Origin of the sequence: Aeromonas sp. QDB17, from assembly GCF_027705305.1 — a bacterium.
GTDB lineage: Bacteria > Pseudomonadota > Gammaproteobacteria > Enterobacterales > Aeromonadaceae > Aeromonas > Aeromonas caviae.
In genome coordinates this window covers 1-21,331 of sequence record NZ_JAPDBP010000007.1, presented here as the reverse complement: position 1 = coordinate 21,331, position 21,331 = coordinate 1, and the positions used below count along the sequence as shown (strand labels likewise).

Annotated in this window: 23 protein-coding genes and 2 pseudogenes; 15 read left to right on the top strand and 10 right to left on the bottom strand. The window is 63.9% G+C overall.

Features of this window, described 5'->3' with window-relative positions; genetic code table 11:
* Nucleotides 1–31: 31 nt before the first annotated feature.
* From OKC41_RS07805 to OKC41_RS07795, 3 genes are all read left to right on the top strand, one after another.
* On the top strand, nt 32–328 hold the full coding sequence (locus OKC41_RS07805; RefSeq protein ID WP_219595947.1) for a DUF3861 domain-containing protein: 297 nt from the start codon (nt 32–34) through the stop codon (nt 326–328).
* Between the two features lie 135 nt (nt 329–463).
* Nucleotides 464–1,435, top strand: coding sequence for a nucleoside hydrolase (locus tag OKC41_RS07800; protein WP_219595946.1), 972 nt, complete (start codon nt 464–466; stop codon nt 1,433–1,435).
* 95 nt (nt 1,436–1,530) lie between these two features.
* A complete protein-coding gene (locus OKC41_RS07795) occupies nt 1,531–1,860 on the top strand; it encodes a DUF3634 family protein (protein ID WP_039039207.1) in 330 nt (109 codons plus the stop codon).
* Nucleotides 1,861–1,950: 90 nt separating this feature from the next.
* Here OKC41_RS07795 and OKC41_RS07790 read toward each other — a convergent pair whose 3' ends face one another.
* Nucleotides 1,951–2,859: a LysR family transcriptional regulator gene (locus tag OKC41_RS07790; RefSeq protein WP_048208026.1), complete on the bottom strand. Its 909-nt coding sequence runs from the start codon at nt 2,857–2,859 to the stop codon at nt 1,951–1,953.
* A gap of 119 nt (nt 2,860–2,978) precedes the next feature.
* Here OKC41_RS07790 and OKC41_RS07785 point away from each other — a divergent pair, with 119 nt between their 5' ends.
* The 9 genes and pseudogenes from OKC41_RS07785 to OKC41_RS07750 all read left to right on the top strand — a co-directional run bounded on the left by OKC41_RS07785 (nt 2,979) and on the right by OKC41_RS07750 (nt 10,940).
* Nucleotides 2,979–3,422: a carboxymuconolactone decarboxylase family protein gene (locus OKC41_RS07785; RefSeq protein WP_201893533.1), complete on the top strand. Its 444-nt coding sequence runs from the start codon at nt 2,979–2,981 to the stop codon at nt 3,420–3,422.
* 507 nt (nt 3,423–3,929) lie between these two features.
* Nucleotides 3,930–5,018: a cytochrome o ubiquinol oxidase subunit II gene (gene cyoA, locus OKC41_RS07780; protein WP_201893534.1), complete on the top strand. Its 1,089-nt coding sequence runs from the start codon at nt 3,930–3,932 to the stop codon at nt 5,016–5,018.
* A gap of 3 nt (nt 5,019–5,021) precedes the next feature.
* Entirely contained in the window at nt 5,022–6,998 is a 1,977-nt protein-coding gene (cyoB, locus tag OKC41_RS07775) for a cytochrome o ubiquinol oxidase subunit I (protein ID WP_041211612.1), read from the top strand.
* Nucleotides 6,967–7,614 (top strand): annotated as a pseudogene (locus tag OKC41_RS07770) (cytochrome o ubiquinol oxidase subunit III); the annotation flags it as partial. The gene cyoB and the pseudogene OKC41_RS07770, both read left to right, overlap by 32 nt.
* Complete coding sequence (locus OKC41_RS07765) at nt 7,615–7,944, top strand: cytochrome o ubiquinol oxidase subunit IV (protein ID WP_010673684.1); 330 nt, start codon at nt 7,615–7,617, stop codon at nt 7,942–7,944.
* 8 nt (nt 7,945–7,952) lie between these two features.
* Entirely contained in the window at nt 7,953–8,846 is an 894-nt protein-coding gene (gene cyoE, locus OKC41_RS07760) for a heme o synthase (RefSeq protein ID WP_270671853.1), read from the top strand.
* Nucleotides 8,847–8,859: 13 nt separating this feature from the next.
* Nucleotides 8,860–8,961: pseudogene (locus OKC41_RS21080) on the top strand (protoheme IX farnesyltransferase); the annotation flags it as partial.
* 165 nt (nt 8,962–9,126) lie between these two features.
* Complete coding sequence (locus OKC41_RS07755; protein WP_052815585.1) at nt 9,127–10,488, top strand: MFS transporter; 1,362 nt, start codon at nt 9,127–9,129, stop codon at nt 10,486–10,488.
* 83 nt (nt 10,489–10,571) lie between these two features.
* Complete coding sequence (locus OKC41_RS07750; RefSeq protein ID WP_010673687.1) at nt 10,572–10,940, top strand: DUF1428 domain-containing protein; 369 nt, start codon at nt 10,572–10,574, stop codon at nt 10,938–10,940.
* A 142-nt stretch (nt 10,941–11,082) separates the two neighbouring features.
* On the opposite strand, the gene tauD is transcribed toward OKC41_RS07750, so the two are convergent.
* The 6 genes from tauD to OKC41_RS07720 form a co-directional block, all read right to left on the bottom strand.
* The gene (gene tauD, locus OKC41_RS07745; protein WP_043155533.1) at nt 11,083–11,934 is read right to left on the bottom strand and encodes a taurine dioxygenase; all 852 of its coding nucleotides are present in this window, start codon (nt 11,932–11,934) and stop codon (nt 11,083–11,085) included.
* A 79-nt stretch (nt 11,935–12,013) separates the two neighbouring features.
* Nucleotides 12,014–12,844 (bottom strand): taurine ABC transporter permease TauC, encoded by an 831-nt coding sequence (gene tauC / locus OKC41_RS07740; protein WP_270671852.1) that lies wholly within the window; start codon nt 12,842–12,844, stop codon nt 12,014–12,016.
* On the bottom strand, nt 12,841–13,608 hold the full coding sequence (tauB, locus tag OKC41_RS07735; RefSeq protein ID WP_042014207.1) for a taurine ABC transporter ATP-binding subunit: 768 nt from the start codon (nt 13,606–13,608) through the stop codon (nt 12,841–12,843). Before tauB ends, tauC begins: the two co-directional genes overlap by 4 nt.
* Nucleotides 13,609–13,624: 16 nt before the next feature.
* Nucleotides 13,625–14,599 (bottom strand): taurine ABC transporter substrate-binding protein, encoded by a 975-nt coding sequence (tauA, locus tag OKC41_RS07730; RefSeq protein WP_270671851.1) that lies wholly within the window; start codon nt 14,597–14,599, stop codon nt 13,625–13,627.
* Nucleotides 14,600–14,887: 288 nt separating this feature from the next.
* Nucleotides 14,888–15,991, bottom strand: coding sequence for a YdcF family protein (locus OKC41_RS07725; RefSeq protein ID WP_270671890.1), 1,104 nt, complete (start codon nt 15,989–15,991; stop codon nt 14,888–14,890).
* A gap of 150 nt (nt 15,992–16,141) precedes the next feature.
* On the bottom strand, nt 16,142–17,035 hold the full coding sequence (locus OKC41_RS07720) for a LysR family transcriptional regulator (protein WP_270671849.1): 894 nt from the start codon (nt 17,033–17,035) through the stop codon (nt 16,142–16,144).
* 100 nt (nt 17,036–17,135) lie between these two features.
* Between OKC41_RS07720 and OKC41_RS07715 the strand changes: the two genes are divergently transcribed.
* Nucleotides 17,136–17,624, top strand: a complete 489-nt coding sequence (locus OKC41_RS07715; protein ID WP_104454450.1) for a DMT family transporter — start codon at nt 17,136–17,138, stop codon at nt 17,622–17,624.
* Nucleotides 17,625–17,634: 10 nt separating this feature from the next.
* Entirely contained in the window at nt 17,635–18,069 is a 435-nt protein-coding gene (locus OKC41_RS07710) for a DMT family transporter (RefSeq protein ID WP_069785306.1), read from the top strand.
* A 272-nt stretch (nt 18,070–18,341) separates the two neighbouring features.
* Here OKC41_RS07710 and OKC41_RS07705 read toward each other — a convergent pair whose 3' ends face one another.
* The 3 genes from OKC41_RS07705 to OKC41_RS07695 all read right to left on the bottom strand — a co-directional run bounded on the left by OKC41_RS07705 (nt 18,342) and on the right by OKC41_RS07695 (nt 20,276).
* Complete coding sequence (locus OKC41_RS07705) at nt 18,342–18,584, bottom strand: DUF3297 family protein (protein WP_010673692.1); 243 nt, start codon at nt 18,582–18,584, stop codon at nt 18,342–18,344.
* A 98-nt stretch (nt 18,585–18,682) separates the two neighbouring features.
* Nucleotides 18,683–19,999 (bottom strand): HipA domain-containing protein, encoded by a 1,317-nt coding sequence (locus tag OKC41_RS07700; RefSeq protein WP_270671846.1) that lies wholly within the window; start codon nt 19,997–19,999, stop codon nt 18,683–18,685.
* Nucleotides 19,983–20,276, bottom strand: a complete 294-nt coding sequence (locus OKC41_RS07695; protein WP_235671214.1) for a helix-turn-helix domain-containing protein — start codon at nt 20,274–20,276, stop codon at nt 19,983–19,985. Before OKC41_RS07695 ends, OKC41_RS07700 begins: the two co-directional genes overlap by 17 nt.
* Before the next feature lie 279 nt (nt 20,277–20,555).
* On the opposite strand from OKC41_RS07695, the gene OKC41_RS07690 reads away from it, so the two are divergent.
* Entirely contained in the window at nt 20,556–21,089 is a 534-nt protein-coding gene (locus OKC41_RS07690; protein ID WP_270671844.1) for a metal-dependent hydrolase, read from the top strand.
* Nucleotides 21,090–21,331: the final 242 nt, after the last annotated feature.

Here is a 21,331-nt window from a genome sequence, read left to right as displayed (position 1 = left end):
AGCAAAAGCCCAGCCCGAGAGGAGATGAAAGATGCCACACACCTATCGTGTACAGGTCCAGTCGCTGGACCGCGAGGTGCCCCCGTTGCAGTTCGACTGCCAGAATCACGACGACATCTTTGCCATCCTGGCGCTCAGCAAGGGGAAGCTGGCCATGTCGGAGCAGGAACATCAGGCGTTTATCGTCGGGTTGAAGCTGTTTGGCGAAGTCATGATGCAGCATCGCAAAGAGGAGCTGTTCAAGGGGTTGCTCCCCCATTTCAAGCAATTCATGGGGCAACTGAAACGCACCGCCAGGGGAGAGGAGGCGGTGGTCGCCCCTTCCTAGTGACCCCTGTCCTGACCCCAGGGGCGAGTGGTCCCGCCAGCATGCCTGATGCAAAGGAAGCCCCGAGGTTGTGATCCCGGTACTGTCAAAGCGGCGACGGCCCGCTACACTGGCAGCTCGTTTCACGGAGGACCCATGACCCACAAGATCATTCTGGATACCGATCCCGGCATCGACGATGCCATGGCCATTCTGTTTGCCGAGGCGCACCCCGCCATTGACCTGCTCGCCATCACCACTGTGTTTGGCAATGCCACCATCGAAAACGGCACCCGCAACGCCCTCTGGCTCAAACAAAAATATGGCATGAAGGCGGACGTGGCCCGGGGCGCCGCCGCGCCGTTGCTGCGCGAGCCCGTGGGGCCGACGACGGTGGTGCACGGCCCGAGCGGCTTTGGCGACGTCCAGGCGGGGGAGGTGACCCTCATCCCGGATCCCCGCCCGGCCTGGCAATACATCGTCGAGACGGTGAAGGCCCATCCCGGCGAGATCACGCTAGTGACCATCGGGCCCCTCACCAACCTGGCGCTGGCGCTCGAGGCGGCCCCCGAGGTAGCCGCCCTGGTGAAAGAAGTGGTCGTGATGGGCGGCGCCTTTGGCGTCAACGGCCATCGCGGCAACGTGACCCCCTATGCCGAGGCCAATATTCACGACGATCCCGATGCGGCGGACCGGGTCTTCACCGCCCCCTGGCCCCTGGTGATCATCGGGCTCGACGTCACCCAGCAGAGCATCTTCACCGCCGACTATCTGGATGCCCTGCGGGACGATGTGGGGGAGCCGGGCCGCTTCCTGTGGGATGTCAGCCGCTTCTACCTGCGCTTCTATTCCGAGCGCATCGGCATGGCGGGGTGCCATGTGCACGATCCCTCCGCCATCGCCTATGTGATCGATCCTGCGCTGTTCACCCTGCGCAAGGGGCCGGTGCGAGTCATCACCGAGGGGCCCGCCATCGGCCATACCCTGCAGAAGTTTGACGACACCCGCCATCCCCATGACGAGTGGGCCCACTGCCCGGCCCAGCAGGTCGGGGTCGCGGTGCGGGATCAGGCCCTGCTCGCCCTCTATCGGGATACCCTGGTGGCCTGGGGCAAGGGGCGCCGATAAGGCCCGGCAGTGAGTGAAAGCGTGATGGCGGCCGGGTCATGGTGAGGCGCCCCCGGTTATACTGGCGAACATCGGGTTGACGGGAGGAAGACGCAATGGCCTGGTTGTCTCTGTTGGTGGCGATAGCCCTGATCGGGTGGTTGATGACGCTGGGGCGCGGCGCCCTGTTCGAGGTCCGGCTCGCGCCGGGCAAGGTGGTGGTGAAGCGTGGCTCGGTGCCGCCGCGCTTTGTGACCCAGGCGACCCAGATCCTGCACCATGAGCCGGTGCGCGGGCGCATCCTGGGTCTGCGGGACGGCAACGGGGTGAGGCTGGTCTTCTCCCGCTCCATCCCCGAGCCCGTGGCCCAGCGCCTGCGCAACATCTTCCCCTACGGGGATTACCGGGGGCTCTCCCCGAGCCCTGACGGGCGAAAATCACGCTGAGCGGTCGCCGTGGCGACCCTCATTTCCAGACGCCGGGCCCTGTGCCCGGCGTCTGCGTTTTCAGCGTTTCGCCAGGAGGCCCTGTTGCGGTCAGCGCGGCCCTTGCAAGGGCCTGATCGCCTCGACCAGAAAGTCGATGAAGGCGCGGGTCTGGGGTTTGAGGAAGCGGCCGCCACGAAACACCGCGTGGATCTCGTCCTGGCGATCCTCGTAGGGGGAGGCGAGCCACTCTGGCAGCAGCGGCAGCAGGGTGCCCTCATCGATGCTTTGCTGCACCATCCAGCTCGACAGCAGCAGCACGCCGCACCCCGCGAGGGCGGCGCAGAGCAGGGGCGTGCCCCCGACCGAGGCAAGGTTGCCCTGCACCGCCACCTTCTCGCGCTCCGTGCCCTGCTGGAAGTACCAGTGCTGGCGTTGGCGCCCATGGCCGCGAATGAGGCAGTTGTGGTGGGCCAGCTCGGCGGGATGGGCGGGTTCGCCATGGCGGGCCAGATAGGCGGGGGAGGCGACCAGCAGCGAGCGGTTGGTGAGCAGATGACGAGTGTGCAGGCTGCTGTCGGCGGGCTTGCCGATGCGCACCGCCACGTCCACGTTCTCGGCATCGAGATCCACCATGCGGTTGTCCAGCGCAACCTCCAGGCGCACCCCGGGGTAGCGGGCGAGGAAGTCGGGCAGGCGGGGAGAGAGCCAGGACGCGCCGAAGCTCTCGAACACCGAGACCCGCAGCGGCCCCTCTGGCGCCACCGAGAGGGGTTGCAGGGATTGCACCAGCTGATCCGCCTCCTCCAGCAGGGGCAGGGAGCGGGTGAGAAAATAGGCGCCCTGCTCGGTCAGCACCAGTTGGCGGGTGCTGCGCTTGAAGAGCGGGATCCCGAGCTGCTGCTCCAGGGCGTCGATGGCACGGGTCACGGAGGAGGGGGCCTGGTTGAGGGCGCGGGCGGCACGGGAGAAACTGCCCGATTCCACCACCTGGGCCAGGATGCGGATGCGATCCAGCATGGATTCACCTTTGCGATAAACGCAAAACTGTTGCAGGTTATGACGATATTCTAATCAACAATGAAAAAGTGAACAATCAGCTCACCGCCCCATCCGGGGTCCATCACAGGAGTCTTGCCATGTCACACCGTATCCAGCTCGCCAACCAGGTGCCCGCCGCCGTCTCGGCCATGATGGGCCTTGAGTCCTACCTCGGGGGCACCGACATTCCCCTGTCGCTCAAGGAGCTCATCAAGTTGCGCGCCTCCATGATCAACGGTTGCGCCTACTGCATCGAGATGCACGCCGACGTGGCGATGAAGCACGGGGAGAGCGCCCAGCGTCTGCTGGCGCTGGCCGCCTGGCAGGAGTCGCCGCTGTTCGACGCCCGGGAGCGGGCGGTGCTGGCCCTGACCGACGAGGTGACCCTGATCGCCGACAAGGGGCTCACGGCGCAGACCTATGAGGCGGCGCTGGCCCAACTGGGGGAAACCCTGCTGGCCCAGTGCCTGATGCAGGTGGTCACCATCAACGCCTGGAACCGGATCGCCGTGGCGACCCAGATGGAACACGATCACTCCTGACACCGGACCTCGAGGGAGGGAGAGAAAACGATTGTCAACGGGCCCGCACAAGGGCCCGTTTTGTTACGAAGTGTGCCTTCTGGCGCCAGGGGTTGCGACCGTTGTCGGGGGGCGGGAAGTTAATCATACATTTGTTTGATTAATTATTTTTTTAATCTTCCCCGAAAAATACCCATCCAGATCAAGGTGTGGAAAAATGACCTGTGAGTCGAAAAGGGGCTGTATGGCTCTTTTTTGATCGCAATGGTGGGTTAAAAACAGACCAGATGGATCTTTTTGGTTAATTGGTGGTCACTTTTGGTGGCGCGAGAGATTAACGGAAGATGAATTGCCGCGGTGTAACTTGAATAAATTGGTCATTGTCAAGGGATTAACATCTGATACCGCTTTCCATCACCTTTTGAACATTTTTGGGATTAATTTTTCATGTTGTTCACATGCCGGTCTGATGCAATAAAATGCTGCATTTTTTTATACCAATAAGCCTTCAAAAGATGAGGACATTGCATGAGACTCTTTGATGTGAAGAGGGGCTTGGGCGCTTTGCTGCTGCTCGCGACCGCCAGCTTGCTGAGTGGCTGCGACATGGCACTGATGAGCCCCAAGGGGCAGGTCGGTATGGAGCAGAAGTCACTGATACTCACCGCACTCGGTTTGATGCTGATTGTGGTGGTGCCCGTGATTGTCATGGCGGTGGCGTTCGCCTACAAATACCGGGCGTCCAACACCAGTGCCACCTATGCGCCGGACTGGGCCCACTCCAACAAGATTGAGGCAGTCGTCTGGACTGTACCCGTCATCATCATCGTCATCCTGGCGGTGATCACCTGGAAAACTTCCCACTCCCTCGACCCCTACAAGCCGCTGGAATCGGACGTCAAACCGGTTCAGGTGGATGTCATTTCCCTGGACTGGAAGTGGTTGTTCGTCTATCCAGAGCTGGGCATTGCATCGGTCAACGAACTGGCCTTCCCGGTCAACACCCCGGTCAACTTCCGGGTGACCTCCGACACCGTGATGAACTCCTTCTTCATCCCGCAACTGGGCGGCCAGATCTACGCCATGGCCGGCATGCAGACCAAGCTGCACCTGATTGCCAACGAGGCGGGCGAGTACAAGGGCATCTCCGGCGGTTACAGCGGTGCCGGTTTCTCCGGCATGAAGTTCAAGGCCATCGCGACCCAGGACCAAGCCGGTTTCGACGCCTGGGTAGCCAAGGTGAAGGCCTCTTCCAAGGCCCTGAGCACCATGGATGAGTTCAATGCCCTGGCCAAGAAGAGCGAAAACCACCCGGTGGAGTACTTCGCCAGCGCCGATCCCAAGCTGTTCGTCAACATCATCAACAAGTTCATGGGCGGCATGTCCCATGGTGGTCACGCCACCCCGGCTGCGGGCTCCGCGGATCACGAGGGCATGAACCACGAGGCCATGAACCATGACGCCGCCCCGAAAGCGGGTGCCATGGACCACGAAGGGATGAACCATGAGGCCTTGCAAGAGGACGCCATGGAGAACCAGGCCATGAACCATGACGCCCATGCCGGACACATGGCCATGTCGGCCGACAAGAGTGTGAAAGCAGGATCCGAGGAATAATCGATGTTTGGAAAATTGACACTCGAGGCTATTCCGTACCATGAACCCATCATCATGGTCACGATAGCCGGTATCATTCTGGGGGGCCTGGCCATCGCCGGTCTCATCACTTACTACGGCAAGTGGCAATATCTGTGGAAAGAGTGGCTGACCTCGGTCGACCACAAACGCCTCGGTATCATGTATCTCATTCTGGGCATGGTCATGCTGCTGCGTGGCTTTGCCGACGCCGTGCTGATGCGTGGCCAGCAGGTCATCGCCTCCGGGGGTGGCGAAGGCTACCTGAATGCCCATCACTACGACCAGATTTTCACCGCCCACGGCGTCATCATGATCTTCTTCGTGGCCATGCCGCTGGTGATCGGTCTGATGAACATCGTGGTGCCGCTGCAAATCGGTGCCCGTGACGTGGCCTTCCCCTTCCTGAACAACCTGAGCTTCTGGTTCACCGCCGCGGCCGTGGTGCTGATCAACGTCTCCCTCGGGGTCGGTGAATTCGCCCAGACCGGCTGGCTGGCCTATCCGCCCTTGTCGGGGCTGGAGTTCAGTCCCGGGGTCGGGGTCGATTACTGGATATGGAGTCTGCAGATTTCGGGTCTGGGGACCCTGCTGACCGGCGTGAACTTCTTCGCCACCATCATCCGCATGCGTGCCCCTGGCATGACCATGATGCGCCTGCCGGTCTTCACCTGGACCGCCCTGTGTGCCAACATCCTGATCATCGCCTCCTTCCCGATCCTGACCGTCACCATCGCCCTGCTCACCGCAGACCGCTACCTGGGTACCCATTTCTTTACCAATGACATGGGTGGCAACATGATGATGTACATCAACCTGATCTGGGCCTGGGGTCACCCCGAGGTGTACATCCTGGTGCTGCCGGTGTTCGGGATCTTCTCCGAAGTGGTGGCGACCTTCTGCAAGAAGAAGCTGTTTGGTTACACCTCCCTGGTGTGGGCAACCGTGGCGATCACCGTGCTGTCGTTCATCGTCTGGCTGCACCACTTCTTCACCATGGGGTCCGGCGCCAACGTGAATGCCTTCTTCGGCATCACCACCATGATCATCTCCATCCCGACCGGGGTGAAGATCTTCAACTGGCTGTTCACCATGTACCGCGGTCGCATCGAGTTCACCTCGCCCATGCTGTGGACCGTCGGTTTCATCATCACCTTCACCGTGGGTGGCATGACCGGGGTACTGCTCTCCGTGCCGGCCGCCAACTTCGTGCTGCACAACAGCCTGTTCCTCATCGCCCACTTCCACAACGTCATCATCGGCGGCGTGGTGTTCGGCTGCTTCGCCGGTATCACCTACTGGTTCCCGAAAGCGTTCGGCTTCAAGCTGGATGACGTCTGGGGCAAGCGTGCCTTCTGGTGCTGGATCACCGGCTTCTTCGTGGCCTTCATGCCGCTCTACGTGCTGGGCTTCATGGGCATGACCCGTCGTGTCAGCCAGAACATCGATCCCGAGTTCCACGGCTGGCTGGTGGTCGCCGCCTGCGGCGCCGGTCTGATTGCCCTGGGCGTGCTGTGCCAGGTCATCCAGATCGTGGTCAGCATCCGCGACCGCGAGAAGAACCGCGACCTGACCGGCGATCCCTGGGGTGGCCGTACCCTGGAGTGGGCGACGTCCTCTCCGCCGCCGTTCTACAACTTCGCCATCGAGCCGAAGGTCACCGGTCTGGACGCCTTCTGGGAAGCCAAGGCTGACGGCAGCGCTTACAAGAAGCCTGCCCAGTATGCCCCCATCCACATGCCGAAGAACTCCGGTGCCGGTGTCATCATCGCCGCCTTCAGCGTGGTGTTCGGCTTTGCCATGATCTGGCACATCTGGTGGATGGCCATCGCCGGCTTCATCGGCATGATCGCCACCTGGATCATCCACAGCTTCAACGACGATGTGGACTACTACGTACAGGTTGACGAGATCGAGCGCATCGAAGGTCAGCATTTCGACAACATCAACAAGGTGGCTTAATTCCATGGCGACTGACGTACTACATCACTCTCACGGTGCCCATGAGGATGGGCACCACGATGCCGGTGCCACCAAGGTATTCGGTTTCTGGATCTACCTGATGAGTGACTGCATCCTGTTCGCGACCCTGTTCGCGACCTATGCGGTCCTGGTCAACGGCACTGCCGGTGGCCCCACCGGCAAGGACATCTTCGAACTGCCGTTCGTGTTCGCCGAAACCATGCTGCTGCTGCTGAGCTCCATCACCTTCGGGTTCGGCATGCTGGCCATGAACAAGAACAAGGTCGCGGCGGTCAACACCTGGCTGTTCGTCACCTTCCTGCTGGGTGCCGGCTTCATCGCGATGGAAATCTACGAGTTCCATCACCTGATCGTGCACGAGGCGGGCCCGGATCGCAGCGGCTTCCTCTCTGCCTTCTTCACCCTGGTGGGGACCCACGGTATCCACGTGACCAGCGGCCTGGTCTGGATCATCGTGATGATGGTGTCGATCACCAAGAAGGGGCTGACCGAGCGCAACCGCACTCGCCTGATGTGCCTGAGCCTGTTCTGGCACTTCCTCGACGTGGTATGGATCTGCGTCTTCACCGTGGTCTATCTGATGGGGGTCATGTAAATGAGTCATTCCGTTGACAATCACGGCGCCAGCCACGGCAGCGTCAAGTCCTACATGATCGGTTTCGTGCTGTCACTCATCCTGACCGCCGTGCCGTTCTGGATGGTGATGGACGGCTCCGCCTCCCACGCCGTGGTGCTCGGCACCGTGGTGGCCATGGCGGTGGTGCAGATCTTCGTACACCTGGTCTACTTCCTGCACATGAACACCTCCTCCGAGGAGCGCTGGAACCTGGTGGCACTGGTCTTTACCGTGCTCATCATCGCCATCGTGGTCGTGGGTTCCCTGTGGATCATGTACAACCTCAACATCAACATGATGGTTCACTGAGCGGGTTGATGATGATGAAGCAATACCTGCAAGTGACCAAGCCGGGCATCATCTTCGGCAACCTCATCTCGGTTATCGGGGGATTCCTGCTGGCCTCGAAGGGGAGCCTGGATGTGCCCCTGTTCATCCTGACCATGGTGGGGGTGTCACTGGTGGTGGCCTCCGGTTGCGTGTTCAACAACTACATCGACCGGGACATCGACTGCATCATGGAGCGCACCAAGAACCGCGCCCTGGTGCGGGGGCTCATCGCCCCCGGTGTCTCCCTCTGGTATGCGACGGCGCTGGGCGTTGCGGGCATTGCACTGCTCTACTTTGCGGCCAATCCGTTGGCCGCCTTGCTGGCGGTGCTGGGCTTCCTGGTTTATGTGGGGGTCTACAGCCTCTACATGAAGCGCCACTCGGTCTATGGCACCCTGGTCGGCAGCCTCTCCGGCGCCGCGCCGCCGGTCATCGGCTACTGCGCGGTGAGCGGGCAGTTCGACTCGGGGGCCCTGATCCTGCTGGCGATCTTCAGCCTGTGGCAGATGCCGCACTCCTATGCTATCGCCATCTTCCGCTTCAAGGACTACCAGGCCGCCAACATCCCGGTGCTGCCGGTGGTGAAGGGGATCCCGGTGGCCAAGCTCCACATCACCCTCTACATCCTGGCGTTCATGGTGCCGACCCTGATGCTGTTCCTCGGCGGCTACGCCGGGTACAGGTATCTGGTGGTGGCCACCGCGGTGAGCGTCTGGTGGCTGGGGATGGCGCTGTCGGGCTACAAGGCGGCGGTGGACGACTCCCTCTGGGCGCGCAAGCTGTTCATGTTCTCCATCGTCACCATTACTTGCCTGAGCGTAATGATGTCGGTGGACTTCCAGCCGGACGCAGCGCCTGTATTGGTGAGCATGCTGCCCTGACGCTGGAGCTGACATGTTCTCCATCGTCGTCATCATCTTCACCTGCCTGAGCGTGATGATGTCGGTGGGCTTCCAGCCGGACGCAGCGCCGATGCTGGTGAGCATGCTGCCCTGATAGTGTGAACTGCACCCCTGAAATGCATGAAATCCAGAGCCGGGAATCTTCCCGGCTCTGCTATTATGGGCGCCGCCCTGCGAGGGGCATCGCCGATTTTTCGGGGGCGGCCGGGCGCCTGTCACCCCTTTCTTTCTCTCTTCTTTTTGACTCATCGAGGCCCTCATGAATGATTTCACCATGACGAGGGGCGAGCGACGCGCGACCTGGGCGCTCGGCTCCGTCTTCTCGCTGCGCATGCTCGGCATGTTTATGGTGCTGCCGGTGCTGACCACCTACGGCATGTCCCTGGCGGGCGCCTCCGAGGCGCTCATCGGGCTTGCCATCGGCATCTACGGCATGACCCAGGCCCTGTTCCAGATCCCCTTCGGCCTGCTCTCCGACAAGGTGGGGCGCAAGCCCCTCATCGTCGGCGGCTTGCTGATGTTTGCCCTTGGCAGCGTCATCGCCGCCCTGAGCGACGCCATCTGGGGGGTCATCGTCGGGCGCGCCCTGCAAGGGAGCGGCGCCATCTCCGCCGCCGTCATGGCGCTCCTGTCGGATCTCACCCGGGAGCAGAATCGCACCAAGGCCATGGCCTTCATCGGGGTGAGCTTTGGCATCACCTTCGCCATCGCCATGGTGACCGGCCCCCTCATCACCCATGCCCTGGGCTTGTCCGGCCTCTTCTGGCTCATCGCCCTGCTGGCCCTGGCCGCCATCGCCATGGTGCTCTGGGTGGTGCCGACCCCGGCGGCCCACCTGCAAAATCGCGAGTCCGCCATGGTGCGAGGCAGCTTTCGTACCGTGCTCACCAACCCTCGCCTGCTCAAGCTCAACCTCGGCATCCTCTGCGTCCACACCCTGCTGATGTCGAGCTTCGTGGCCCTGCCGCCCCTGCTGGAGCGTGCCGGGCTGCCCCGTGACAGCCAGTGGCAGGCCTATCTGGTCACCATGCTGATCGCCTTCGTGAGCGTGGTGCCCTTCATCATCTATGCCGAGAAGCACCGCCAGATGAAGCGGGTTTTCATCGGGTGCGTGGTGGTGATGCTGGCCGCCGAGCTGGTGTTCTGGCAGAGCGGCCAGCAGCTGTGGGGTCTGCTCGCCGGGTTGCAGCTCTTCTTCATCGGCTTCAACGTGATGGAGGCGCTGCTGCCGTCCCTCATCAGCAAGGAGTCCCCGCCGGGCTACAAGGGCACCGCCATGGGGGTCTACTCCACCAGTCAGTTCCTCGGGGTTGCCATCGGCGGCAGTCTCGGCGGCCTGCTCTACAGCCTGGGGGGCGGCCCCCTGGTGTTTGGCGGTTGTGCCGCCCTGGCCCTTGCCTGGCTCGGGGTGAGCCTCACCATGGCCGAGCCCCCCTATGTGAGCAGCCTGCGCATCGTGCTGCCGGAAGGGGTCGAGGCCACCCCGGCCCTGGAGCAGCGGATCCGCGCCTGCGAGGGGGTAAGCGACGTGCTGCTGGTGCGCGAGGAACACTCCCTCTACGTGAAGGTGGACAGCAAGCGCCTGACCCGCAGCGATCTGGAGCGGCTGGTCTCTTTGTGATGGCTGGCTGCGCGGGGCGGTGCAGAGCGCGGGCTGATGGGCGGCTGCTATGCTGAGATCCTCACTCACAGGAGGAACCTCTGATGTCATACGTGGACGGATTCGTGCTCGCCGTGCCGACGGCCAACAAGCAGGCCCTGATCGATCATGCGGGGCAGTTTGACCCCATCTTCCTCGAATACGGCGCCACCCGGGTGCTGGAGTGCTGGGGGGACGACGTGCCCCACGGCAAGCAGACCGACTTTTACCGGGCGGTGGCGGCCAGGGAGGATGAAACCGTGGTCTTCTCCTGGGTGGAGTGGCCGAGCAAGGCGGTGCGGGACGACGCCATGGGCAAGATGATGCAGGACCCCAGGATGGACCCCGCCAATCCCCTGCACCAGACCATGCCGTTTGACGGCGCCCGCATGATCTTCGGAGGCTTCACCACCGTGCTGGAGCTCAAGGGCTGAGACCGGCCATCGGGGCTTCACCCTGGTGGCCGGAGCGCAAGGGTCGATAGGGACACCCAGGCCCGTCAGATGATGAAAAAGCCCGCCAGCCGGCGGGCTTTTTGCTGGGCGTTATCTCATGGTCGCTCTCCATGGGGGACGTTCAGCCCGGGCGCCAGAAGGGCTTGTCCCCGAGAATGGTGGCCCTGTGCATCACCCGGCGGGCCGGCAGGTAGTCGGCATTGGCATAGTGCTGGGTCACCCTGTTGTCCCAGATGGCGATGTCGTTCTCCTGCCAGCGCCAGCGCACCTGGAACTCAGGGCGGGTGATGTGCTCGAACAGAAAGCCGAGCAGGGCCTCGCTCTCTTTGGGGGGCAGCCCGGGCAGCCGGGTGGTGAACCCCTCGTTGACGAACAGGGCCTGACGGCCGCTCACCGGGTGGGTGCGGATCACCGGGTGGCGCAGGGGCGGGTGACGGGCCACGGCCGCCTGCCAGCGCTGGCGCGCCTCCTCGCTGTCATCATGGCGATGGGCGGGGAAGGACTTGGTGAAGTCATGCTCGGCTTCCAGCCCTGCCAGCAGGGTTTGCAGGGGCGGGGAGAGGGCCGCCAGCGCCGCGATGCCGCTGGCCCAGAGGGTGTCCCCCCCGGTGGGGGGCAACTGCTTGGCGGCCAGAATGGCCAGTGCCGGGGGCGTCTCGATAAAGGTCACGTCGGTGTGCCAGTTGTCGTTGTCCGGCGGATTGTCGTCGTGGGTATCGAGCACGATGATCTCCTCGGCCTCCTCCGTGTGGGGGTAGACGGGGTGGATGTGCAGATCCCCGAAGCGGTTCGCCAGCGCCCGCTGGGCTCGCGGGGTGATGGGCTGGTTGCGAAAGAACAGCACCTGGTATTTGAGCAGGGCGCGATGGAGCTGCTCGAACTGCCCCTGGCTCAGGGGCTCGGCCAGATTGACGCCGGCGATGACGGCGCCGATGTGGGGGCCGAGGGGGGTAATGGTCAACTTGTCGGTCATGGTCTTGCTCCATGTCTGGGGGCGTGAAGGCCCGATACCAATAGGAAAGGGGGGCGAAGGAAAGCGGTCAGCCTGTGGCTCATTGTCCTTCTCCATGCCAGGGGGTGAGCCTGCGCTGCAGGGCGCGCAGGCCCAGTTCCAGTACGAAGGCGATCAGGGCGATCACCAGGATGTCCGCCAGCACCACGTCGGTGGCGAGAAACTCGCCGGCGGATTGCACCATGAAGCCCACCCCCCGGGTGGCGGCGATAAGCTCGGCCGCCACCAGGGTGGACCAGCCCACCCCGAGCCCGATGCGCAGTCCGGTCAGGATGTCCGGCAGGGCGCCGGGCAGGATCACGTGCCAGAGCACCTGGGACCGGGATGCGCCCAGCGCCTGGGCCGCCCGCACTCGCACCGCGTTGGCGCTCTTCACCCCCGCCAGGGTCGCCAGGGCCACGGGCGCGAAGATGGCCAGATAGATGAGCAGCACCTTCGATGTTTCACCGATGCCAAACCAGATCACCATGAGTGGCAGGTAGGCGAGCGGCGGCACCGGGCGGTAGAGCTCGATGAGGGGATCCAGCACGCCGCGCACCGTGGGGGAGAGCCCCATGGCGATGCCCACCGTGATGCCAAAGAACGCCGCGGCAGCGAGCGCCACCAGGATGCGCCCCAGGCTGGCCCCCAGGTGTTGCCACAGGGTGGCATCCATAAAGCCCGTTGGGCCTGCGATGGTGATGAGCTGTGCCAGCACCCGCTGTGGGGGCGGCAGGAACAGGGGGTCGACCCAGCCGAAGTGGGCCACCAGCCACCACAGGGCCAGCAGCACGATCAGGGTGGCGAGGCTCAGGGTCAGACGGCGGGGCAGGGGCCAGCCCGCTGCCCGTGTGTGGGTGAGATCCCGTTGCCGGGCGAGGGCGAGAGTCATGCAAAGGCCTCCCGCTCTGCGAACACCCGTTCCAGCACGTATTCACGGCGCTCGATGAAGGCCGGATCGGACTTGATGCTGCGGCAGGGCTCCCCGGCGGCGAAGCGGCGACCGAAATCCAGGGTCAGCCGCTCCGTCACCCGCCCGGGGGAGGGGGAGAGCAGCACCAGATCGGTGGCCATGAAGATGGCCTCCTCGATGTCGTGGGTGATGAGCAGCACCTGACGCCGGTGCTCGTGCCACAGGCGCAGCAGCAGAGTCTGCATCTGCTCCCGGGTGAAGGCGTCCAGGGCGCCGAAGGGCTCGTCCAGCAGGAGCAGGCGGGGCTGGGTGGCCAGGGCCCGGGCGATGCCGACCCGCTGGCGCTGGCCGCCGGAGAGCTGCCAGATGGCGCGATCGCCGGCCCCCTCCAGCCCCACCTGACGCAGCAGTGCCTGGGCCTGTTCGGTGCGTTCGGCACTGGGCACACCCGCCAGCTGCAGGCCGAGTGCCACGTTGTCTCGCACGTTGCGCCAGGGCAGCAGCCCCTCGCTCTGGAACACCACGCCGCGCTCGGCGCCGGGGCCGGTGACCGGCTTGCCCTCAAGGCTTATCTGGCCGTGGTGGCAAGGCTCGAAGCCCGCCACCAGGTTGAGGAGGGTCGTCTTGCCGGAGCCCGAGGGCCCCAGCACCACCATCAGCTCCCCCTCGGACAGGGAGAGGTTGATGTTGTCGAGCACCCGCCTGCCGGCGTACTCGGCGGACACATGAGAGAGCTGCAGCATGGTCGTCTCCTTGGATTTACTGGGCCACGGCTTTCACGAAGCGATCGGTCACGAACTGGCGGTAGTCCGAGGCGGCGTTCGCGACCTTGCCCTGGCTCTCGAGGAAGCGGGCGGTGTCGATGATGGTCTGGTTGACCAGGCGCCCGAGCTCGGCGCTCTGGGCCTTCGCATCGAGGTAGGTGTTGCCCTTCACCAGCGCGGGAACGTCCGCCTCGGGAACGCCGCTCAGCTTGGCCAGCTTGGCGAGATTGTCCGGCTTGGTGAGCCAGCCGTCGGGGTTGGCCAGGTAGTCACGCTGGGCGGCCAGGGTGCTGTTCACGAAGGCCTGCACCACTTCGGGGTGGGCCTTGGCAAAGTCCTTGCGCACCACCCAGACGTCCAGGGTCGGCGCCCCCCAGTCACCCACCTGGGCGGAGTCGGTCAGCACCTTGCCCTCCTTGGTGAGCTGGTTGAGGGCGGGGGCCCAGACATAGGCGCCGTCGATGTCGCCCCGCTGCCAGGCGGCGATGATGGCCGGTGGTTGCAGGTTGACGATCTGCAGCGTCGCGGGGTCGACGTTCCAGTGCTTGAGGGCCGCCAGCAGGCTGTAGTGAGTGGTGGAGGTATAGGGCACGGCGATGCGCTTGCCCACGAGATCCTCGGGTTTTGCGAGCCCCTGCTTCACCACCAGGGCCTCGGACTCCCCGAGCTTGGAGGCGAGCAGGAACACCTCGATGGGCAGGTTCTGGCTTGCCGCCACTGCCAGGGGGCTGGAGCCGATGTTGCCTATCTGCACGTCGCCGGAGGCGAGCGCCCGTACCACGCTGGCGCCGCTGTCAAACTTGCGCCAATCCACGGTGGCGCCGCTCTCCCTGGCGAAGCTGTTGTCGGCCTGGGCCACCTTGGCGGGTTCGGCGGAGGTCTGGTAGGCCACGGTGACGTCGAGGGCCTGGGCGGACTGGCCGAGCAGCATGGAGGCTGCGAGCCACAGAGAGATGCCTTTTGCTGTCATAATGCACTTCCTTGTTGGGGGTGTTGGAAGCCACATCTTTATCTGAACATCCCCGGGGGCGAAGGAACGAGAAGGGTGCTCTCATGCCGTTTGGTTCTTAGAAAAAGAACGGTAAATCAATGATCTGATTGAGATATGCCAGAAAGTGGATAGCTTGCTCACCCGCCATCTATCGGGTGGCTGGCGCAAGGGGCCTGCAGGTGCGTGCAGGGGCCAGCCACCAGGGGGCGCAGTGACTGGCAGGGGGAAGAGAGGAAAAGGCCCCGCCAGGGTGGCGGGGCCGGGGGATCAGCGCTCCACCAGCGGGGCCGAGCGGTAGCTCCACAGGCCATAGGTGCGCAGGGCGTCCCGGTAGATGCCAAGCAGCTCCTCCGGGCTTGCCTTGGCCAGGGCCGAGAGGGGCTTGTCCGGGTAGGCGACGCTGTCGATGCGGATGTTCGCCGGGCCGCTCTGCCAACAGGCTATTTCCAGCAGGGTCTGGCCCCGGCGCACATGGCTCGCCGAGCTCACCAGGGTGGCGAACTCAATCTCGTGGCGGGCGAGGGCATAGCCGCTGTAGAGGGCGTTCTCCACCGTGCTGGTGGCGTAGTTCTCCTCGATGATACGGGAGCGGTCGATGCCCTTTTTCGCCAGCCAGTCCGCCATCAGCTTGCCCTCGGTCTGGCGGTTCTGGGGCACGCCGCCGGTGAGGATGACGAGGGCCGCCGGATCGGCCTGGGCCAGGGCGCGGGTGGTCTCGAGGCGTCCCAGCAGGATGTCGTGCATGGAGCCATCGGGATTGAGGGCATAGCCCAGGGTGACGATGGCGCGGCGCCCCTTCTTCTCGCCCCGTCCCTGACGCTCCTTGAGGGGGGTGGCGACCACCCTGTCCACGGTGGCGAACAGTCGCTGCAAGTCGGCGGCGCGACCGGCATTGAGCTCGTCGACCCGCTTGAGGTAGCCATCGGATTTGGCCTGGTTGCCCTTGAAGCGCTGCCAGGTGGCCAGATAGGTGTTGATGTCCAGATCGTCCGGGGCGGCGGTGAGGGCCTGCTCGAACAGGGCGATGGCTCTGTCCACGTTGCCGTTGTAGATCTGGGCGTTGGCCGCCGAGATGAGCAGATCGGTGCGATAGGGCTCGAGCTGGTGGGCCTCCAGCAGCAGGGTGGTCACCTGCTCCATGTTGCTCGGCATCTTGGCGGTGAAGCCCGCATCGGAGACCCGGGCGGGGGAGTGGAAGATGCGGGCGGCGTCTGCCAGCAGCTGATCCACCACCTGGCGCTTGCTGATGAACTGCTCGTAATTCTGCTCCTTTTGCAGGGAGCGCACCGGGGCGGCCCAGGCATCGGATGAGACAACGAGCGGCAGCGTCAGCAGGCTGGTGAGGGTCAGGGCAATCGCGGTTTTCTTCATCATGGGGCTCCCTCTGGGGTGCGGGGCGCGATGCCTTGGCTCGTCCCCTGAATGCTTTTCCAATAAAAACAGATGCTTGGTTTGCTGCTTACTCTACTCCCTTCCCGATGAAAAAAACGTGAACCGTTCCGGTTATCCCGATGACCCCCCTCAGCGCAGCCCCAGGCGCTCCTGCAGGAAGGCCAGCCAGGCCGCCACCTTGGCGGGCAGGTGGCGGCGCTTGGGATAGACGCACCAGATGCCGTGCTCGGGCAGGGCATGGTCTGGCAGGACGGGCACCAGCCGCCCGATGGCGAGATCCCGCGCCACGATGAAGTCCGGCATGTTGCCGATGCCAAGCCCCGCCAGCAGCGCGGTGTGGATGGCATCGCTGTTGTTGACCTCGAAATTGCCCCTGGGGGTGATGGCCACCTCTCCTTCGGGCCCGTGCAGCCGCCACTGGGTGCCGCCGCGAAACAGGGAGTAGAAGAGGCAGTTGTGGCGCTCGAGATCCGCCGGGGTGCGTGGCGTGCCGGCCTGCGCCAGGTAGGCGGGGGCGGCGCACAGGGTGCTGAGACAGGGGGAAAGGCGGCGGGCGACCAGGCTCGAATCCTCCAGCTCGCCGATGCGCACCGCCACGTCGAACCCCTCGGCCACCAGATCCTGCCGGGCGTCGCTCATCTCCAGCTGCAACTGCACCTCGGGGTGGAGGGCGAGAAACTCGGGGACAAGGGGGGCGATGTGGCGCCGGCCATAGACCATGGGCACCGTCACCCGCAGCAGGCCGCGGGGGGCCGATTGCAGGGCGCCGATGGCATCTTCCCCGTCGCTGGCCAGGCGCACTGCATGGCGCACCGTCTCGAAGTAGCGCTCCCCCGCCTCGGTGAGGGTGAGGGAGCGGGTGGTGCGATAGAGGAGCTGGCAGCCGAGGGCCTGCTCGAGCTGGCTCACCTTCTTGCTCAGCACCGACTTGCTGAGGCCGAGCTGACGGGCTGCGCCGGAGAAGGTGCCCGACTCCACCACGGCGACGAAGGCGGGGAGCAGGGCGAAGGCTTCCTGGTTCATGTTGTTCTCGTTATGGACACAATGTTGTTCCAGGAGGGTAGATTATCCCCAAATCAAAAACAATTTACCCTGCTCGTCAGTTCAACCAAGGAGCAACCCCATGATCCCCCCGCTTGTTGACCGCGGCCCCGGCCGCCCCGCCCTCGGCCAGACACTCGGCCAGACTCTGGGTGCCCTGGCCGCCTTCGCCGCCGGCCTGCTGCTGGCGCTGATGATCGCCCAGAACGGCGCCCTGTCCCGCGCCACCGACCCCTGGCTCGCGAGCTGGCTGGCCCACGGGGTCGGCAGCCTGGTGGCCGGGCTCCTGTGGTGGCTCTCCCCAAGGCCCCCGACGCCGGAGGCGGCCCCGCCCTGGGCCTGGCTCGGCGGTCTGCCGGGGGCGCTCACCGTGGTGCTGGCGGCCCTGTGCCTCAACTCGCCCCTCGGCATGGCGGGCACCCTGGCCCTGCTGCTGCTCGGCCAGCTGCTGTTTGGGGCCCTGTGCGATGGCCTCGGCTGGCTCGGACTGGCTCGCCGCCGCCCCTCGGGAAAGGACGCGCTCGCCGCCCTGCTGGTGCTGGCCGGCGCCCTGCTTATCGTGCTGCATTAGGAGAGACACCATGACCTTATTGATCCTGCTGGGACTACTGAACGGCGTGGCGGTGAGCCTGTCGCGCACCCTCAATGGCCGCCTCGCCAGCGCCCGGGGCGCCATGACGGCGTCGCTGGCCAACCACCTGCTCGGCTTCGGGCTGCTCGGCGCCCTGCTCATCCTCAAAGGGGCACCCTGGGAGCGGCTCGCCGGGCTCGATCCCTGGCTGCTGCTCGGCGGGGTGCTGGGGGCGCTGTTCGTCGCCATCAGCAGTTGGGCCATCGGCCGGATCGGCGCCCTGGCCTGCGCCCTGCTCATCGTCACGGGCCAGCTGGCGGGGGGCGCCCTGCTCGATGCCCTGGCCGGACGGCTGGCCGCGAGCGATCTGCTCGGCATCCTGCTGGTGCTGGCGGGGGCTGCGCTGCAACGCTGGCAGGGCGGCAAGTCGCACTCCCGAGGGTGAGTGGGGCGGTGATGGCCTGGGTAAGCCTGCAGGGATGGCAAGAGCGTCGCCCTGCCTGGATGCCAAAGGTGGCTCGCCAGCCGGATCAGGGCCCAGATGAAAAGGAAAAGGCGAAAGACAGGGAGGGAAAGGAAGAAACAGGAAGGCAACAGAGAGCAAAGAAAGAGAGGCGCCTGTCACCCTGGGCCGCCCTCAACAGCAGAACACCGGCGCAAGGCCGGTGTTCTGAACAGCATGGCGGCGGGCCCGGCGGGGCGCGCGGTCAGGGCCGCTTAGGCGTAGAAAGCCTCGACGGTGCCCTTGACGGTGATCAGCATGGGGTTGCCGTAGCGATCCTTGGCCTTGGGGGAGGGGATCTTCACCCAACCTTCGCTGATGCAGTACTCCTCGACATTGGTGCGCTCCTTGCCGTTCACGCGAATGCCGATCTCGTGCTCGAAGCACTCTGCCACATGGTGCGGGCTGCGCGGGTTGGCCGCCAGACGGTCGGGCAGTGCAGGTTTGTTGTCGCTCATTTTATAGACCTGAGTGTGATAAAAAGTGGGTCATTGTAGGCAATGCCCGTCATGGGCTCAAGGCCGGGCTGCGTCCCATGGAGGTGGACAAGGTCCGGCTACAGTTGCAGCTCGGGCAACAGCGTCGCCTGCGCCTGAAAATGGTGGCAACGGTGCTCAACGTCGTCTCTGTAACGTGCCAGATAAGCCAGCTCGGCGGGATTGTCTGTCTCAACCAGGGCGATGGCGGCATCAAGCTGATGCAGTATGTCGCTGGCCATCTTGTGCAAGGTCTGCTGCAACAGGCGTTTGGGCAGCTCGCATGCCTCGGCCATCTCCAGCAACTGCCATGCGTTGACCGCCTCGGGAGCAAACTCGTCGCCTATGGCCATGGCCAGATACTGGTTGAACTCGGGGTAAAGCCCCACATTGACCAGATCGTACCAGGGGGTGGGCATCAGCCCTGCTTTTGATACGAAGAAGCTGTAGTTCTTGCCGTGGGCATCGTGATTGTTGACGCAGAGGTTGAAGAGCAGCCATTGCAGCATGTCCAGTCTGGCCTGCGCCGGATTGACGCAAAGTGCGCTGAGACTGAACAGCCGTGGCAGGCTCACCCCTTCCCGAATATGGGCCACGTCTCGCCCGTCACCGAAGTTGCGTTCATATTTTCGGGCGACGGGAAACCCCAGCCCCTGACAGGCATCGATCATGTGACGACGGCGCACCCTCAAGCCATCCTCGTCAAGGCGCCGATCGAACCGTTCCACCAGCAAGCTTCGGTGGGACTTATCGCCTTGGCCGACCCTGTGCAGTTCGACCCGCGCCACCGGCATGCCCAGCAGTGCGGCCAGTCGCATGGTCACGAACTCATTGATCACCAGATGAGGGTGATGCTCGAACTTGAGGAGGTGGGTGGAACAGAGCTCGCCCTCGCCAAATCCCAGCGTCCCCTCGAGTCGCAGCAGGTTGAGCTTGGCCTGCACGCCCGCAACCGAGAGGCGGGGGCGACCATCCCAGACTTCCAGCGGCCAGATCTCGGGCTGATCGAGGCGCAGCAACAGCTCTTCCGGGGTGATGGGGCGAAAATGGGTGGGGACGTCGGGCTCTGCGGGCAGGGTAAAGGTGACCGCCCCGGAGACATCGCGACCGATGCCGTGGATCAGGGCAAAGAGATTGCTGCGCGAAACGGAGAGCGCCTCAATCAGCTGCTCCAGCCCGCGATTTTCAGGCAGCAAGTTGCCGAGATACGCCCGGATCTGGGCACTGCTGGCCGAGCCATCCAGCGTCAGTGGGGGTGAGAGCGGGAATCCGCGCGCTTGCCACTCAGGTGTATAGCCGAGCTGAAACGCATCCTGGCTGGAGTCATACTCGAGATGGCCGATCAGCTGGTTACCCAGCCGAAGTTCAAGCCGATGGCGCTCAGAACCACTCATCATCACCGACCTCGGGTTGGCTGTTGCCGCTCGTTACCTGTGAGCCCACTTCCTGCACCAGTTGCAAGCGCAGCCCCAGCGCCTTCATCACCTGCAACAGGGTCGAGAGGTAGACATCTCCCCCCTTCTCGATCTTGATCAGGGTCTTCTTGGAGATGCCGCACAGTGAGGCCGTCACCTCCTGGGTCATCCTGGCGGCCTTGCGTCTCTCGCGGATCGCCAGCCCCAGGGAGGCGGGATCCAGTTCTTTCGGGCCGGTTTGCAACGATGCGTCTGCCATCATGATCATGAAAAAAGTGTAGGTTGTTACACCTTAATCCATGGTAAGGGCAAACAGCAATAAAAAGTGTACGATGGTGCACTTTTGATAGTCTCAGTGCTGGTTGTGAGATAAGAGTGTAGAGAGGTTCACTTTTTAGAGAGAAAAAGTTGGTGAGGGATGGTCTGGGGGATGACCGAGGGGCCGTGAGGGGCTCGTTTGCAGAGTCGCAGTGCACTCACGTTCACTTCACCGAGCGGGGGTAGGGTAGGTTCACGTTTTCAGTTGTAGCTTTATCCTATGCCCACCATCGTCACTCACACCGCCGTCCCTCTCTGCCTTGGGCTCGGGCTTGGCAGCCGGATCATCCCGCCCCGCCTGCTGTTGGCGGGGGTGGCCATCGCCATGCTGCCCGATGCCGACGTGCTCGCCTTCAAACTGGGGGTCGCCTACGGCCATGTCTTTGGCCACCGCGGCTTTACCCACTCACTGCTGTTCGCCTTTGCCCTGCCCACGCAGGCCATGCTATTTCACCGTCAGCTTAAGGCCAGAGCCGCCACCGTCTGGGCGTTTCTGCTGGTCTCGCTGCTCTCCCACAGTCTGCTCGATTCGCTCACCACCGGCGGCAAGGGGGTTGGCTGGCTCTGGCCGTGGCGTGACGAGCGCTTCTTCGCCCCCTGGCAGGTGATCCGGGTCGCCCCCTTCAAGCTGGAGGCCTACCTCACCGCTCTAGGGGAAGCGGTGATCCTCTCCGAGCTCTACTGGGTCTGGCTGCCGGGGGTTGTATTGATGCTGGTGTTGATGGGATGGCGGGTGTGGAGGGGTTCTCAGTAGAGGTTGAGACTGGCGGCCAGGTGATGAAGATAGTCATAGCTGTGCCACTGGACGGCACAGAGGGCGAGCAGGGCTGAGGCCCCCAAGGCACCTTGATCCCAGTGCCGTAGCAATACCCGCAACACATGCACTATGCAAAGACCCAAGCTCGTCTGTATGGAGATTGTATTCACCTGACAGTTGCCCACAAAAGGGAGTGGTCATACGGCTTCAAACCGGATAACAAAACGGTACCCCTACCG

Coding starts and splice junctions, on each gene's coding strand:
- OKC41_RS07805 (WP_219595947.1), top strand. CDS start 32: ATGCCACACACCTATCGTGTACAGGTCCAGTCGCTGGACCGCGAGGTG.
- OKC41_RS07800 (WP_219595946.1), top strand. CDS start 464: ATGACCCACAAGATCATTCTGGATACCGATCCCGGCATCGACGATGCC.
- OKC41_RS07795 (WP_039039207.1), top strand. CDS start 1,531: ATGGCCTGGTTGTCTCTGTTGGTGGCGATAGCCCTGATCGGGTGGTTG.
- OKC41_RS07790 (WP_048208026.1), bottom strand. CDS start 2,859: ATGCTGGATCGCATCCGCATCCTGGCCCAGGTGGTGGAATCGGGCAGT.
- OKC41_RS07785 (WP_201893533.1), top strand. CDS start 2,979: ATGTCACACCGTATCCAGCTCGCCAACCAGGTGCCCGCCGCCGTCTCG.
- cyoA (WP_201893534.1), top strand. CDS start 3,930: ATGAGACTCTTTGATGTGAAGAGGGGCTTGGGCGCTTTGCTGCTGCTC.
- cyoB (WP_041211612.1), top strand. CDS start 5,022: ATGTTTGGAAAATTGACACTCGAGGCTATTCCGTACCATGAACCCATC.
- OKC41_RS07765 (WP_010673684.1), top strand. CDS start 7,615: ATGAGTCATTCCGTTGACAATCACGGCGCCAGCCACGGCAGCGTCAAG.
- cyoE (WP_270671853.1), top strand. CDS start 7,953: ATGATGATGAAGCAATACCTGCAAGTGACCAAGCCGGGCATCATCTTC.
- OKC41_RS07755 (WP_052815585.1), top strand. CDS start 9,127: ATGAATGATTTCACCATGACGAGGGGCGAGCGACGCGCGACCTGGGCG.
- OKC41_RS07750 (WP_010673687.1), top strand. CDS start 10,572: ATGTCATACGTGGACGGATTCGTGCTCGCCGTGCCGACGGCCAACAAG.
- tauD (WP_043155533.1), bottom strand. CDS start 11,934: ATGACCGACAAGTTGACCATTACCCCCCTCGGCCCCCACATCGGCGCC.
- tauC (WP_270671852.1), bottom strand. CDS start 12,844: ATGACTCTCGCCCTCGCCCGGCAACGGGATCTCACCCACACACGGGCA.
- tauB (WP_042014207.1), bottom strand. CDS start 13,608: ATGCTGCAGCTCTCTCATGTGTCCGCCGAGTACGCCGGCAGGCGGGTG.
- tauA (WP_270671851.1), bottom strand. CDS start 14,599: ATGACAGCAAAAGGCATCTCTCTGTGGCTCGCAGCCTCCATGCTGCTC.
- OKC41_RS07725 (WP_270671890.1), bottom strand. CDS start 15,991: ATGAAGAAAACCGCGATTGCCCTGACCCTCACCAGCCTGCTGACGCTG.
- OKC41_RS07720 (WP_270671849.1), bottom strand. CDS start 17,035: ATGAACCAGGAAGCCTTCGCCCTGCTCCCCGCCTTCGTCGCCGTGGTG.
- OKC41_RS07715 (WP_104454450.1), top strand. CDS start 17,136: ATGATCCCCCCGCTTGTTGACCGCGGCCCCGGCCGCCCCGCCCTCGGC.
- OKC41_RS07710 (WP_069785306.1), top strand. CDS start 17,635: ATGACCTTATTGATCCTGCTGGGACTACTGAACGGCGTGGCGGTGAGC.
- OKC41_RS07705 (WP_010673692.1), bottom strand. CDS start 18,584: ATGAGCGACAACAAACCTGCACTGCCCGACCGTCTGGCGGCCAACCCG.
- OKC41_RS07700 (WP_270671846.1), bottom strand. CDS start 19,999: ATGATGAGTGGTTCTGAGCGCCATCGGCTTGAACTTCGGCTGGGTAAC.
- OKC41_RS07695 (WP_235671214.1), bottom strand. CDS start 20,276: ATGGCAGACGCATCGTTGCAAACCGGCCCGAAAGAACTGGATCCCGCC.
- OKC41_RS07690 (WP_270671844.1), top strand. CDS start 20,556: ATGCCCACCATCGTCACTCACACCGCCGTCCCTCTCTGCCTTGGGCTC.